At 49.6% G+C, this 14,693-nt stretch carries 10 protein-coding genes; 9 read left to right on the forward strand and 1 reads right to left on the reverse strand.

Annotated elements, in window-relative coordinates; genetic code table 11:
* Positions 1 to 69: 69 nt before the first annotated feature.
* The 7 genes from ABWH99_RS10985 (at position 70) to ABWH99_RS11015 (ending at position 9,166) form a co-directional block, all read left to right on the forward strand.
* Entirely contained in the window at positions 70 to 1,449 is a 1,380-nt protein-coding gene (locus ABWH99_RS10985; RefSeq protein WP_375586319.1) for an FAD-dependent oxidoreductase, read from the forward strand.
* A gap of 25 nt (positions 1,450 to 1,474) precedes the next feature.
* The gene (locus tag ABWH99_RS10990; RefSeq protein ID WP_375586320.1) at positions 1,475 to 2,572 is read left to right on the forward strand and encodes a hypothetical protein; all 1,098 of its coding nucleotides are present in this window, start codon (positions 1,475 to 1,477) and stop codon (positions 2,570 to 2,572) included.
* 203 nt (positions 2,573 to 2,775) lie between these two features.
* Positions 2,776 to 2,952 carry a type II toxin-antitoxin system VapB family antitoxin gene (locus ABWH99_RS10995; RefSeq protein ID WP_375586321.1) on the forward strand — a complete coding sequence of 59 codons (177 nt, stop codon included), beginning with the start codon at positions 2,776 to 2,778 and terminating at the stop codon, positions 2,950 to 2,952.
* 585 nt (positions 2,953 to 3,537) lie between these two features.
* Entirely contained in the window at positions 3,538 to 3,840 is a 303-nt protein-coding gene (locus tag ABWH99_RS11000; protein ID WP_375586322.1) for a hypothetical protein, read from the forward strand.
* A 13-nt stretch (positions 3,841 to 3,853) separates the two neighbouring features.
* Positions 3,854 to 5,296 (forward strand): sulfatase, encoded by a 1,443-nt coding sequence (locus ABWH99_RS11005; RefSeq protein WP_375586323.1) that lies wholly within the window; start codon positions 3,854 to 3,856, stop codon positions 5,294 to 5,296.
* An 87-nt stretch (positions 5,297 to 5,383) separates the two neighbouring features.
* The gene (locus ABWH99_RS11010) at positions 5,384 to 7,339 is read left to right on the forward strand and encodes a hypothetical protein (RefSeq protein WP_375586324.1); all 1,956 of its coding nucleotides are present in this window, start codon (positions 5,384 to 5,386) and stop codon (positions 7,337 to 7,339) included.
* Positions 7,340 to 7,489: 150 nt separating this feature from the next.
* Positions 7,490 to 9,166 (forward strand): amidohydrolase family protein, encoded by a 1,677-nt coding sequence (locus tag ABWH99_RS11015; RefSeq protein ID WP_375586325.1) that lies wholly within the window; start codon positions 7,490 to 7,492, stop codon positions 9,164 to 9,166.
* A 38-nt stretch (positions 9,167 to 9,204) separates the two neighbouring features.
* Here the strand turns inward: ABWH99_RS11015 and ABWH99_RS11020 are convergent, their stop codons facing one another.
* Positions 9,205 to 11,463 carry a regulator gene (locus ABWH99_RS11020; RefSeq protein ID WP_375586326.1) on the reverse strand — a complete coding sequence of 753 codons (2,259 nt, stop codon included), beginning with the start codon at positions 11,461 to 11,463 and terminating at the stop codon, positions 9,205 to 9,207.
* Between the two features lie 321 nt (positions 11,464 to 11,784).
* On the opposite strand from ABWH99_RS11020, the gene ABWH99_RS11025 reads away from it, so the two are divergent.
* Together ABWH99_RS11025 and ABWH99_RS11030 are read left to right on the forward strand one after the other, a co-directional pair.
* Complete coding sequence (locus tag ABWH99_RS11025; RefSeq protein WP_375586327.1) at positions 11,785 to 13,308, forward strand: sulfatase; 1,524 nt, start codon at positions 11,785 to 11,787, stop codon at positions 13,306 to 13,308.
* A gap of 66 nt (positions 13,309 to 13,374) precedes the next feature.
* Positions 13,375 to 14,379 (forward strand): carbon-nitrogen hydrolase family protein, encoded by a 1,005-nt coding sequence (locus ABWH99_RS11030; protein WP_375586328.1) that lies wholly within the window; start codon positions 13,375 to 13,377, stop codon positions 14,377 to 14,379.
* The last annotated feature ends 314 nt before the right edge of the window (positions 14,380 to 14,693 follow it).

A 14,693-nucleotide genomic window follows, 5' to 3' on the forward strand; every position in this document is an offset into this window, starting at 1 on the left:
CGTTCCCTTTAGCGTCGTACTTGCCGGTAGTTGGAGACGTTTTGATCGAAGGTTAACAAAACAAAAGCAATGAAACGAAGAAAAATGATGGCGGCCATGGGCGCCTTATCCCTGGGGATGGCATCGGGTCCATTTGCAAAAGCGGATGTGGTGAAGCCGCCGTATCGCCTGATTCGTAAAGCCATCGAGACCGATATCCTGATCGTCGGCGGAGGAACGGCCGGGGTGGTAGCAGCCATTCAGGCAGGAAGGGCCGGGGCCAAAACAACCCTCATCGAAAGCGGTAGCCAATTGGGAGGAACCACCACTACGGGAGGAGTTTCCTTTCCCGGAATTTTCCATGCCTGGGGAAAGCAGGTCATCGGAGGTATTGGTTGGGAACTGGTACTGGAGGCGGTGAATTTGAACGACGACATACTGCCTAATTTTTCCATCGTGCCCAACAACACCACGATCCGTCATTGGAGGCATCAGGTGACCGTAAACGGAGCCCTGTATGCCCTGCTTGCGGAAGAAAAATGCCTGGAAGCCGGAGTGGCTATTCACTACTACGAAAGCCCCACAGCAATCTCCTTTGCCGATGGCAAATGGACCGTAAAAACAGTTGGAAAAGGGATTTCCCACGAAATCCGTTGCGACCAGATCATCGACTGCTCGGGGAACGCCGCTGCCGCAGCGATAGCAGGCTTTCCCCTTTTGAAAGAAGCAGATACCCAACCCGGATCCTTTATCTTTCGGATTGGAGGCTACGATTTTGATTCCCTGGACCTGTCCAAAATCCCCAAAGAATACCACGGTCGGCTCCGACAAAACATGTTGATCAACGAGGAGGTAAAGGTAGAAACATCGGTAAATAATTTTCCGCCTACGCCCCCCTACAATTACGTTTACGTGCATGGGGCTGACTCCTCCACGGCTGAGTTGCATACCCAGGCAAACCTCAAGGGTAGGGCGGAGCTACTGAAACTGATCCGAACCCTGCGAACTTTTCCAGGATGCGAAAGATTAAAACTGCTGGATGCCCAGCCGGAAACAGCCGTGCGGGAGACCTACCGGATCGATGGACTGTATCAAGTCAGCCATGAAGATTATGTTACCGGGAAAGTGTTTGCCGATTCGCTTTCCTATTCGTTTTACCCGATAGATTTACACCGAAACGGGGAGTCCATTTATCAGGAATTTTTAAAGGAGGACGTGGTCGCCACCGTGCCCTTGCGGGCATTGATTCCCAAAAATAGCCGCAACTTCCTGGTAGCCGGGCGTTGCCTGAGTAGCGACCGGCTGGCCAATTCCGCATTGCGGGTGCAGGCTTCCTGTATGGGTATGGGCCAGGCTGCAGCAGCGGCTGCCGTATTGGCGCTCCGACACGGGGTGACACCGGCGGCGGTGCCTCTGGACGAATTGAAAGCTTTGTTAAGAGAACACGGAGGAATCGTCCCGGAAGCGTAAAGTAAACCAGTCAAAGCAGCGAGACATGATCAATTGGATAAAGGCGTGTTCGATCGGGTTGTCATTGATCCTATTCTTTGATGAAAACAGGCAAGACATCCGGTATTTTGAACCTGCAACCCTATCCATCGCTGATTCTTCCAGCCTGCTGCTCGTGTCCATAAACGATTCCCTGTTCCGGCAGGAAATGCCTCAGAAAGGCGGATCCGCCAGTATTCCGGTAAATTATTATATGGAGCTTCATACCGGCGTGTGTTTCGACAACAAATGCAGACCGCTGAAGATTCGGCTGTACTGGAACATTACCGGAAGATACCTGGGTTTTGAACTCCTGAATGGAGAGTACCTGAGCAAGCAGGATCATGAGCCGTTTGTTCCCGGTGAATACGAGCAACTGCACCGGTTGTTGGCTGATCCGTTTCTTCCGCTGGGTAATTATGCATTTGAGGACTTGGTGGGGCATTCGGCACCCGATGACGCTTCAGTAGACGGAGTATCGGGTGCTACGGCAAAAGACGTATTGGCCTATGTCGTACCGGGAGCGGCGTATACCACTCATAAGCTTTACCAAATCGTCCACGGGCCCGTTCAGGAGCAAATAATGGGTCTTACAGAAAGCAGCCTGGACCCGTATCTGTTTACCAAAATCCTGCAGAGTACCGAGCAGACAGACCGAACCTGGGTCCTTGAACGGCTTGGCTTACTCCAGGAGCTAAATGAGGTGTTGATTGATGGGTTGATGGGAGTATTGCTTGAGGATGAATATTTCCAGTCCTACTTATTGTTAAAATCACTAACTGCTACTCAGTTGGCATCAAAGGACCTACAACTGCAGCTTTTCAAGCTTATTGATAGGGTAGAGCATGGCATTGAAACTTTGATTTTCGACAAACTGGCGGATGCTCCCCAATTAGATCCGGCGGTAGTGGACCACGCCATTCCGCTCCTTGAGCAATTAAATGGTTCTCAGTTGGTAACGTTGATGAAACTTTTTACCCATCATGGAGTAAATTCGAGCAGGCTAAACGACGAGCTAAGCAAGGTGTTGCCCGATCAAAACAGTTTTGTCAGGAAGCAGGTGCTTCAGTTCCTGGAGAAGCATGACAGTAGCCCTGATCATTAAAGAGGTCCTTGTTGTATAGGAGAGACAGTTGGCTTTTTCTATGCTGGGAGTTAAATCGCTTTCAGCTTTACCGATTTAAGTAAAATCCTGTTGGTTCAAATTGGTTAGAATTTGGCTTTTAACAACAGGTAATTATACGATGCTTTATCGTATCTGCGTAAAAAGTTATTATTTGGAAAGTTACAGCCATTATTTCTGATGAGTTGATAGCGGAAGCCATGGAATTATCCAGGGCAGATACAATCACAGAAACGGTAAAAATTGCTTTAATTGCTTACATCAGAACCCAAAAAATCAAGCAATTGGGAGCCACGGTTTTGAATGAACCGTTGGCGTTTAGGTACGCTGCGAAGGAAATACGAGACTTGAATCGCGAATGAGAGGGGTTGTGTTCGATACCTCCATCTGGATTGAATACCTGAAAGGAAATCCCAAATACTCTGATGTTTGTTAGGAACTTCTTGAGAATGGCCGGGTGTTTGGCCTTGAGCTTATTTTTGCCGAACTGTTGCAAGGTGCAAAAAGCAAAAGAGAGGTAAGTGTTATTCTGGAATATGCCTCTTTAGTTCCCACGTTGGATGAACCTTTTTTGGTGATAGCATCGGGTTTACATTCCTATAATGCTGGCTGGGTTCATCGGGAAGTAGGAATAGTCGACGCGGTAATTTTTAATCCAGTACAGAGAAACGAACGCCAACTTTGGACCTTGGATAAAGAATTGAAGAAAGTTGTGGGGTACGATTTGTTGTTTCATCCTTAAAGCTCGTCTTCTTCGATTTGGGGACTGAGTCTGTCGAAGTCCAAGCCCGCTCAATCTTCCTCAATCTTTTTCCTTCCATCGCTAATGAAACTGTACGAAGTTTACCCCTTGGCTAACCGGTCATTTGGCCTCGAAGGAAAATGCTTGCGTCATATTATAAAACTCCTTACTTGATTTTTCCGATTTTTTCATTCAATTTAAACTCATGGAAGCCAATCCACTATCCTTTTTTCATCCCAGGGAATTGCATAGCACTACGAGTTTCCTGACACTCACCTGCTACTTGCTGCAAGGCTTGATGTGGTATTTGGCCTGGCCCTCAGCAGTTGGCTACTTTGTCCTGTTGCTGTTGTCGGTTAATTTTATCCTGATCGGAAGATTATTTTATGAGATATCGAAAAATGAGCAGGAAAGAAAAGAGAATAGAAATTGGTTTTTTGCGATTTTGAGAACGGCAATCAATCTGGCCCTCCTGTTTTTGGTACTTTACCGCACCGGTCTACTCTAGATAAATACCCATCATGAGAAAATTCCAAATATTTTTCTTCTTGTCCCTTTGTATACCAATTACGCAGCAAGGTAATCTACTCGCCCGCCAATCCGGGCCACCCAATATCCTAATGATCTCCGTGGATGATCTGAACAATTTTATCGGTGGGATGGGTCATCCGGATGCCCTAACCCCTAACCTTGATCGGCTGATTCAGAGAGGAGTACTGTTTGCCAATGCCCAGTGTCAGGCTCCCATGTGCAGTCCTTCCAGAATGTCCATCATGACCGGGCTGAGGCCTTCGACTACGGGGATTTATGGGTTTATTGATGACAACAAAATCAAGGAGACCAACGAATCCACTCAAAAAATCACCCTACTTCACCAGTATTTCAAGGACGCGGGCTATTACACCTTGGGTGTAGGGAAAATTTTCCATAATCATGCACCGGACGGTTTATTGGATGAAAGCGGCGGGAGGGAACCTGGCTTTGGTCCCAAGCCGGCCCAAAGCTTTCATTGGGATAAAAAGGGCACATCCACCGATTGGGGAGCCTTTCCCGAGCGGGACGAGCAGATGCCCGATTACCGTTCTGCCAAATGGGCCATCGAGCGATTACAGCGGGACTACGCGCAGCCCTTTTTTCTTTCCGTAGGTTTTCTTCGCCCACACGTGCCCTGGCACGTTCCGCAAAAATGGTTCGACCTGTACGACACGGCCCGCATGCATTACCCGGCTTACCTGGAAAATGACAGGGATGATCTGCCGCAAATAGCGCTGGAAATCGACGATCTACCGATGATGCCTACCACCCGTTGGGCCATCGAAAACGGGCAATGGAAAAACATTCTTCACGCTTACCTGGCCAGTGTTTCCTTTGTGGACCACTACATTGGGGAGGTGCTTGCGGCTCTTGAAAATAGTAAACACGCTGAAAACACCCTCGTAGTTATTTGGTCCGATCACGGCTACCGGCTGGGAGAAAAGGGTACTTTTGCCAAAGTAGCCCTTTGGAATCGGGCTACCCTTGCTCCACTGATCTTTGCAGGGCCCGGTGTCCCGAAAAACAAACGGCTGGATGCGCCGGTGGAGTTGTTCTCCATCTATCCCACGCTGGCCGAACTGGCAGGGCTTGCTCCGCCACCGCACCTGGAAGCCAGTAGCCTGTACCCGTTGCTGGCAGACCCGAATAAAGACTGGCAGACCCATGCGATCAGTACCTGGGCCAGAAATAACCATGCCGTTGTGACCAACGATTTTCGGTACATCCGATACGAGGACGGCTCCGAAGAATTGTACGATCTGAGGAAAGACCCCAACGAGTGGCACAATCGGGCATCAGCGAAAGAATACACCCGCATCAAAGTGAAATTGGGAGAATTGCTACCGAAAACGAATGCAAAGTGGGCCGAGGCCTCTCGCTACGATAACAACGCGTATTTTATAAATCAAAAACGTAGGGACAGCCAGTAGGGATGGCAGACGGCTCTGGTAGAAAAATCAGTAGGCTCAGGTGCCACCCGGTGAGCGGGTAGGGTATCCTGTAACTAATAATAGGAAATGGGAAAAAAGCATCGAATATTCCTCTTGCGTGTAGGTAAATACGGGCTGTTACTATTGGCCGTCTTTCTGGCCATTACTTTTCTGCTGGATTACCTCCGGATCTCCCGGTATGAAATCCTTCCGGTACGTCCGGAAAAAGAAATCAATTTACAAATCAATGAATTGTATTACCAGTTGGCAAATGGCGAGGAAGCGGTGGATTGGGAGCAATTGGAGGGGGGGTTGGAATACATACGAAACGAGTACGATTGTGCAGATTTCAGGCTGGTGAATCTTATCCGGATTTTGTACGAAGGAGGGGATCGTATCCCTGATTCCTATCGGAAACAAACCCAGGAGGTGCTTTTTGATTTCCGGTATTGGTGGGACGAACCCGGGGAGAATTCCATGTGCTACTGGAGTGAAAACCACCAAATTCTCTTTGCATCTGCGGAATATTTGATTGGGCAAAAATATCCGGATCGTATTTTTTCCAACAGTGGATTGACCGGCAGACAGCACGTAAACAAGGCGAGGGAACGGATCCTGGATTGGTTGGAGATGCGGTGGAACTACGGGTTTACGGAGTTCTATTCGGGGACGTATTATGTAGAAGACATTGCTGCCTTGGTCAACCTGATTGACTTTGCCAGGGACGAAGCGGTGGTCATTAAGAGTAAAATGATCCTGGACTTGTTGTTTTATGACATGGCTTCGCAGAGTTCACAGATGCTGTTTGTCAGTACCAGCGGCCGGGCGTACGAGGGCAATAGAAAGGGAAATCGAAGCTCCACACTCGGAAGGCTGATCAATTATTTTTGGGGAGCAGGAGAGGACCCGGGTCCGGGAATGACCTATGGTTTGGTCAAAAGCAGCAATTACACGATCCCTGCTGTTTTTTTCGAAATAGCGAAAGATTCCTCGGTTCAGGTCATCAAGCAAAGCAACGGGTTGGATATTTCGGAATTAGATAGCGAAGGGTTTGGTGGTACCGACAATCGAAGCATGATGATGCAATGGGGAATGGAGGCATTTACCAACCCGGAAGTGATCCGAAATTCCCTGCACCACATTCGAAAATACCGCATGTTTTCAAACGATTTTCTGGCGGATTTTCAAACGTTGGATTTTTCTCTGCTAAAATGGTTGCGTTTGGAACCCCTGGTTAGTCGCATACTTAAGCCGCAATCCGATGGAGTGGCCATTCAGAAAGGAAATACCTATACCTACAGGACCAGCGATTACAGCTTATTTACGGCTCAGGGATATCATCCCGGCACCTATGGCGACCAACAGCACGTCTTTGGGATGAATATTCGCAATCACTTTAGTATTTTTCATACCCACCCTGCTCTGGAAAAAGGAGTCCCCAACCAATCTCCCAACTATTGGGTGGGCTACGGGCGCATCCCCCACAGCGTGCAAGACGAAAATGTAAACCTCTCCCTGTATGCCCTCCCGGAGAAAAAGGGCTGGATGGAAATGGACTTACTGGGGTATACGCATGCCTATTTCCCCATGAACGAATTTGATTCGGTCCTGGTGGAGGGAAGCTATGCGTTCGGAAAAAAAGGCGAAACCTATTGCGCCCTGATCGGCGCGGAGCCTTTTCAGGTACCGGAAGGTACCCGGGATAACCTGGTCCAAAACGGGAAACGAACCTATTGGATCACGGAGGCCGGCGCTGCCGCGACGGACGATTCCTTTGCGGCTTTTGTGCAGCGGATCCGGTCTAATCCGATTGTCTTTGATCGGGAAACGCTATCCTTGACCTATCAATCAAACGGGAAACGCTATGCATTGGTCTTTGGGCAAGACTTTGTAGTCGATGGGAAAGTGGTCGACACGAATTACCGACGGTACGATTCCCCCTATGTGCAGGGCGATCGAAAGGACCAGACGCGTACCTTTGAATTTAATGACAAATCACTTTTTCTAGATTTTGAAGGGTTGGTACGGGAAGTAAGGGATTAATTACAGCGGAAGGAAACCGGCTCATTTTGCTTATTCCTGCTAACCATTTCGACGTCAGTTGGGATCGATGCGGAGGCTTGGCTAAATTTTATTAGTTTTAGTGGTGAAATGGGCCGGGGCGATTGGGCGTACCTTTTAATCAACACCTACATGAGACCACTGCTTTCCTTACTCGCAACGTTAATTCTACTGTACGGGTGTACCGATAAGGAATCCTACGATGTATTGATCCGAAACGGGCAACTCATTGATGGATCGGGCGGGCCGGCATTTACCGCGGATGTTGGTATACGGGGAGACACGATTGCCGCCATCGCTGCCCTTTCGGGAGCGCAGGGGAAAATAGAAATTGACGCAACGGGATTGGTGGTAGCACCCGGTTTTATCAACATGCTTAGCTGGGCGACCGAATCCCTGATCGAAGATGGGAGGTCGCAGAGCGACATCCGTCAGGGAGTTACCCTGGAAGTTTTTGGTGAAGGCACCTCCATGGGGCCACTGAGCGAGCAAATGAAAGCCGAACTACTGAAGAGTCAGGGGGATGTAACATTTCCGATTTCCTGGACCTCATTGGGCGAGTACCTGGATTTTATCGTGGAAAAGGGGGTATCACCAAACGTGGCCTCCTTTGTGGGGGCAACGACCCTTCGCATTTATACGGTTGGATTTGAAAACCGCGCTCCGACTGTGGAGGAAATGGATACCATGAAAGTATTGGTTCGGCAGGCTATGGAAGAGGGTGCCCTGGGCATTGGCTCTTCGCTGATCTATGCACCTGCTTTTTATTCCAGCACCGAAGAGTTGATCGAACTCAGCAAGGTGGCAGCCAGCTATGGGGGGATGTACATCTCCCATTTGCGCAGCGAGGGAAACCAACTGCTGGAAAGCCTGGACGAGCTGATTCGGATTGCGCACGAGGCCGGTATTCGGGCGGAAGTATATCATTTAAAAATGGCCGGTAAGGAAAATTGGAACAAGTTCGATGCGGTGCTCAATAAGATTGATTCGGCTCGCGCAGCAGGATTACGCATCACCACAAACATGTATACCTATACTGCCGGATCCACGGGACTCGATGCCTCCATGCCTCCCTGGGTTCAGGAAGGTGGGTACGAGCAGTGGGCGGAGCGCTTGCAAGACCCAGTTGTCAGAGAAAGGCTGCTGCAAGAGATGGTCACTCCCACAACGGAGTGGGAGAGTTTAATGATGGGAGTGGAGTCTTACGAGGACATACTCCTGATTGGTTTTAAGAACGATAGCCTGAAATACTTAACGGGTAAATCGCTGGCAGAGGTGGCGGCAATGCGCAATACCTCTCCGGTCGAAACCGCCATGGACCTGGTCGTTCAGGATGGAAGCAGGGTAGGAGCGGTCTACTTTTTGATGTCGGAAGAAAATGTAAAAAAGCAATTGAGGCTGCCTTACATGAGTTTTGGGTCGGATGCACGCTCGCTTGCACCGGAAGGGGTTTTTCTTAAATCGAGTACCCATCCCCGTGCCTTTGGGAATTTTGCCCGGCTTTTGGGAAAATACGTGCGCGATGAGAAGGTGATTCCCCTGGAAGAAGCCATTCACAAACTTACCGCATTGCCTGCCATGAATTTGAAAATCGAAAAAAGAGGAGTGCTCAAGGAAGGATTTTTTGCGGATTTGGTCTTGTTTGATCCGGATGAAATTCAAGACCGGGCGACCTACGAGGATCCCATGCGGTACGCGACTGGAGTGATGCACGTATTTGTTAACGGGACGCAGGTGCTCAAGGATGGGCAACATACGGGTGCTCTGCCCGGTAGGGTGGTACGAGGACCCGGCTACCAACCCAACTGACCGGAATTCGGCAGGGTTGTTCGTGGTTTTTACCGGGCTTACCGTATCAATTGCTTGTACCTTCCCATCCAATAGGGTAGGAGCCAGTACACCGGTTCCCGTTCCTGGGATGGATTTCCGGCCAGGGCGAAGTAGGGGTTCCGGTCCCAGCGCATGGTCCGGTACTCGCTCGGCGGTCGGAGTTGATTAACCTGCACTTCTTCCAATATGGGAGATCGCACCAGTTGCAGGTCTTCTCTGCGACCATTGTCAATTTCCCAATCGACCAAACTGAGCGGTGCATCCTGAAGAAAGAATATGGAGGCTGCCAATTCCTCCGTACCGCCAGTTAGCAGGTTATACGTGAAATTTAAAAGGGGGCTTTTCGTTTCCTTGAATTTTAAAAACCATTGATCCAGGTGTTGCCGGTAGGCAGCAGCCAACTCAGGATCTTCTTCCAACTGTAGGAGAGGCGGGTAGGTATACAGAGCAAGGTAGGTATCAAAATAGGTTTCCCAGGCGGGATTGGTGGTGAATAATTTCTTTGCATTTTCCAAATAATCGTGTTCGTTTATCAAACGCAGGTACGCATCGTGAAAGGATTTCTTACCGGTAATTGCATGGGCGAATTTCAGAAAGGAAAGAATTTCCAAAGAGTTTAGGGGTTGTTCCGGAGCCCATTCCGGATCTTCATTCAGGCTTTGAGGAGACCAGACGCCCCATTTGGTGGGCTTTCCGTCCACACCAATCAGGTAAAAATCGTTGCGCACCAGGTGATCCATGATTTTCTCCACATGACTGGCAATCCGCGCTTTTTCCTCCTCGTCCGCAACCAGGAAATAATACCAGTAGTAACCAAAAAAATGGCCCGAGAGCTCGTCGCTGCTGGTATCTCCTTTCCACAACCACCGGCCATCCCGCGAGCGATGCCAGCGAATTTCGACTGGTTTTTGTCGTGGGTTGCGGATAATTTCTTCGGCATATTCCTGGGGGCTGTACGTTCGGTTCCCATCGTGTACGGGTTTGTCCCAGTCGGCTGGAACAACGGTTCGGGCAAAAAAACCGTCCATGCCGGTCACTTCCCTTAAGAGGTGTAAAAAATCGAAGGCTTTTTTTGCCCGCTCTCTGGCCTCCTCACTTCCGGTGACCGCATAGCGGAAGGACTCCATGGCCAGGTACATGGCGGTGTATTCTCCGTCGTTATCGTCGTCGTCGGCCACCAGTGTCGAGGTGTCGCCAGGTACTTCCAATTTGAATCTACCGACGATCCAGGGTTCCCGGACGTGCCGATTGATTAGTTGATCGTAAAAATACGCTGCCTTCTGTGAGAGGGTCATGGATTGTCTGCGGATGGCACTGACTCCCGCGGAAGTGGCCACCCAGGCGTCGCCGTTTCCGTCAAAATCAATGTCCCTCACCTCGTCGGCTACCAGCCATCGTCTACTTAATCGGACGGAATATTCTTCCTTTCCGGGTTGAAATCGCGTAATTCCGTAGTCGGTCCCTACCCACATTGTACCGTCAGGAGCCCTTTTTACCACATTCACGTTGGCATTGGTGATACCATTTGCCGGTTCCTTTTTGCCAATGACCCGATCCCCATTCCGAATGGTGACGCCCCCTAGCCCTCCTACCCAGAGATTGCCGGAGTCGTCAAAATCCATTCCGCGCACATAGGCGCTAATCAAGTCTTCGTTTGCTTGAAACACTTTAGTACCTTGCCCTGTGCAGTGGTACAGACCCACGTCGGTCCCGATCCACAGCCCCCCTTGCTTGTCGGATACTACGGCACGCATGCTTCTGGCCTTCGTATAGTCCTTTTTTACCCATTGATTTTCCTGATAAAGCCAACTACCATAGGGGCCCATAGCGACTACTCCCTGTACCGTAACATGAATGCGGGCGATGGGCGGCGTGGTTCCCTGCATTTTCGAGACCTCCTCTCCCTCAACCATATAAACCCCGTCCCAGGCAGCGATCCATATGCGGCCGGAGTTGTCCGAATCCAGGTCGTAAGCAGGTCCTGGATTTTCACCTGAGATTTCCTGCCGCCAGTCCTCGGATTTGGAAAGCTTAGAAAAGACACCCTGCCCGGTGGCGATCCAAACGGTTTCATCCCTGTCTACATGAATGGCTCGTACGTCATTCGCACCGGGTATGTCTGTACTTATGATAAATCCTTCGTGGTATTCTTGAAGGAACAGGCTATCGGTATGGCTTTTTTTCAGGTAGGAGGAGCTGTTCGTAGCTGTCCGCTGCTTGCAAGCGCTGGCGAGTAGCAAAAATGTTAGGAGGAGAAGGTGGAATGCGGGCTTCATGTTGTCGGATACGTAATGTTTTTTTAAATGCGGTACTGCCAAACGCGGTCAGGGGTTTTATTCGTGTCTAGCTACATTGTATTACTGGAAAACAGTGCGTTGGTACCAAGGAGATAAAAAAAAAATAGGCGAATGACGTGCGCTGCGCGTTTCGTAGTAGCGGCTGATCCAAAAAAAATACGGTATATTTATTCCCTTGCATGCGAGAAAAGGGTATCGCATCACTGCTTGAAAGCGGCCTGCCTGGGCCTTTGTCTCCGGTCTTCGGATGGATACCAGCCGCTTTTTAAATTGAATGTTCATTCTCAAATAACGATAGCTATGAAGGTACACAAGGGTTGGTATGGATGGATTTTCCCGATGACCGTTATGATGGTATACGGGCTGGTTTCATCAACTGCTGTTGCCCAGCAGCCAAATATTTTGCTCATAATCTCAGACGATCTGAATACGCGCATCGGGCCCTATATGAATGTGGCAGACCATACCCCTAACCTGGACCGCCTGGCGGCAACAGGTGTCCGGTTTACCCGAGCTTACAGCCAGTTTCCGTTGTGTGGTCCTTCGCGGGCTTCTCTAATGAGCGGACTGTATCCAGAAACCAACGGGGTGACGCGAAACAACGATCAATTGGGTAGCTACCGCAAGGAAACGCCTGCTTTGGCTAATCACCCTTCCCTGGCAGGTTTTTTTCGCGAGCAAGGGTATTTTACTGCCAGGATTTCAAAGATCTTTCACATGGGTGTTCCGGGTGGAATCGAGCGAGGAGAACCGGGCGGAGACGATCCCGATTCCTGGGACTATGCCTACAATGTGTTGGGTCCAGAAACCTTGAGTTCAGGCAATCTGGAACTGCTTTCTCCCAAAAACAATCATTATGGGTCCAATTTTGCCCAGATGGTAATTGCCGATAGCCTGGAGGCCACGCAGACGGATTACCTGGCCGCCAGTCAGGCCATTGCGGTATTGGAAAACAGGGCCGGAAAATTACCGGCCAATGGCACGAACAAGCAGCGGATTAAGAAAGAGGCTCCTTTTTTTCTGGCAGTCGGTTTTGTGCGACCCCATGTTCCGTTGATCGCTCCGAAGAGCAGTTTTTCTCCGTACTCCCTGGACGAGGTGGTGCTGCCGCCGGTTAGCATCGGCGAAAATGTACCCGAGCAGGCCTTGCGTAGGCAAAACGAAAAAATTTGGGGGATGAACGCGCTGCAGCAGCGAAAGACCATTCGTGCTTACCTGGCCAGCGTCCGGTTTATGGATCAGCAAGTGGGTAGGTTGCTGGATGCGCTGGACAGACTGGAGCTGAGAAACGAAACCATTGTGGTCTTTTTGTCGGACCATGGATACAATCTCGGGGAGCACGATTGCTGGTCAAAAACCAGTTTATGGGAAGGAAGCGTTCGCGTTCCGCTGATCATTTCTGTTCCGGGAAAGCCCTACGAAAAGGCGCATGGAAGCACTTCCAGTGCCGTCACGGAATTGCTGGACGTGTATCCAACCCTGGCAGGGGTAGCGGGGTATTCGGCCGAAATTCCGGCGATTCTCCAGGGAAAGAGCCTGGAGCCTCAACTAAAGGGTTCGACGGATGCTTCGGTAGAAGGGTATGCCTATACCATCACGAACGGGGGATCAAGTTTGCGCACGAATCGGTGGAGGTATACCCGCTGGGGAAGCAGTACCGATGGGAGCAACGAAGAGCTTTACGACCATGCCTCGGATCCGGAAGAGTTTACTAACCTGGTGGGGGACGAAACCTACGAAGCTGTTTTGGTTAGGCTACGGGAGCAATTGGACGAGCGTAGCAGCAGCGCGCAAGTGGCTCAGAAAAATCTGGCCCAAAAGTAGCAAATAGCCATTTTTTTTGTATCTTCCGATAGGTCGGTTGGCCAAGCGGTAAAAAGTTAGGAGTCCATGGAAAAGAAATTTCAGTTACCTGCCATTCGTTTTTGCTGTAGCCTTCTTTTAATTATCCTTTATTTTTCGTTGGTTCATCTGGCATGGTCCAGACAAGAAACTCCCCTAAAAGGCGGTACCGAAAATTCCGGAACGGAGCAGCCAAAATCCTGTTCCGATAGTGGGAAAATCCGAATTGCATCTTGCCAGTTTCCTATTTCATCGGACATCGCGGAGAATTTTGGTTGGATCAAGGATCAAATGATTGAAGCAAAAATCAAAAAAGCAGACATTGTACACTTTCCCGAGTGCGCATTGTCTGGCTATCCTGGAGTTGACATGCATTCAATTGAGGATTTTGATTGGGATGAATTATTTCGTTCAACGGATTCCATCAGGAGTTTGGCTAGAGATCTGGGAATTTGGGTGGTATTGGGTTCCATGCACCAATTGAGTGAGGGTAATAAACCACACAATAGTTTGTATGTCATTAGCTCCTCGGGTGAGGTGGTCGACAGGTATGACAAACGGTTTTGTACCGCGGGTGATCTGAATTACTTTTCGCCGGGAGATCACTTTGTCAGGTTTGAGTTGAATGGAGTGACTTGCGGATTGTTGATTTGTTACGATATCCGGTTTCCGGAACTCTACAGACAGTACCGTAGCCTAAATACGGACGTGGTTTTCCAATCGTTCTACAATGCACGGCAAAAGCATGGCAGTATCCATCCCCTGATCATGCCGGTAACATCGCAAGCAATGGCCGCTTCAAACTATTTTTACATGTCGCTGACGAATTCTTCGGCTCCCGAGAGTTGGCCCGTGCATTTCATTACACCGGATGGTTTGGTCCAAAACAAGCTTCCGGCCAATGAGCCGGGAGTCTTGATTTCCGATATCGATCTGTCCCGGAATTATTACGATGCAAGCAGGCCGTTTCGACCAGACGCCATCCAGGGGAAATTGAACAGTGGGAAAGTGATTGCAGACCCCAGATCAGCCGATCGAAACCGGATATACTAACCGTCTGATTATCTGTAGGTAGGTGAAAATTCACTGGATTCGTATCTCCGGCTGTATTGGAGCAAAGGCCAATGTACCTGGTCGATACCCTATCGCTGCCGATGCACTACCTTCTACGAAGATGCTACAATACCCTGTCAATGCCTGGAAGGCCTGCCATACCGGGTTGAGATGTTATGTGCGGCCTGAAATGTTTACTGGTCTATTGACCAATCGTTTGTTGCTAGTGTTTCGTTTTCTTTTAAATAAGGCGCTAGTGCCTGAGCTCTATGTAGATAGATTTTGCTCCGGTGGGCAGCTATTTTGATTTCCTT

The sequence above is a fragment of the Cyclobacterium xiamenense genome (genome assembly GCF_042140265.1).
GTDB lineage: Bacteria > Bacteroidota > Bacteroidia > Cytophagales > Cyclobacteriaceae > Cyclobacterium > Cyclobacterium xiamenense_A.

Excerpts from the sequence above, each read along its gene's own strand:
- ABWH99_RS11005 (WP_375586323.1), top strand. The coding sequence starts at position 3,854 with ATGAGAAAATTCCAAATATTTTTCTTCTTGTCCCTTTGTATACCAATT.
- ABWH99_RS11025 (WP_375586327.1), top strand. The coding sequence starts at position 11,785 with ATGAAGGTACACAAGGGTTGGTATGGATGGATTTTCCCGATGACCGTT.
- ABWH99_RS11015 (WP_375586325.1), top strand. The coding sequence starts at position 7,490 with ATGAGACCACTGCTTTCCTTACTCGCAACGTTAATTCTACTGTACGGG.
- ABWH99_RS10985 (WP_375586319.1), top strand. The coding sequence starts at position 70 with ATGAAACGAAGAAAAATGATGGCGGCCATGGGCGCCTTATCCCTGGGG.
- ABWH99_RS11010 (WP_375586324.1), top strand. The coding sequence starts at position 5,384 with ATGGGAAAAAAGCATCGAATATTCCTCTTGCGTGTAGGTAAATACGGG.
- ABWH99_RS11000 (WP_375586322.1), top strand. The coding sequence starts at position 3,538 with ATGGAAGCCAATCCACTATCCTTTTTTCATCCCAGGGAATTGCATAGC.
- ABWH99_RS11030 (WP_375586328.1), top strand. The coding sequence starts at position 13,375 with ATGGAAAAGAAATTTCAGTTACCTGCCATTCGTTTTTGCTGTAGCCTT.
- ABWH99_RS10990 (WP_375586320.1), top strand. The coding sequence starts at position 1,475 with ATGATCAATTGGATAAAGGCGTGTTCGATCGGGTTGTCATTGATCCTA.
- ABWH99_RS11020 (WP_375586326.1), bottom strand. The coding sequence starts at position 11,463 with ATGAAGCCCGCATTCCACCTTCTCCTCCTAACATTTTTGCTACTCGCC.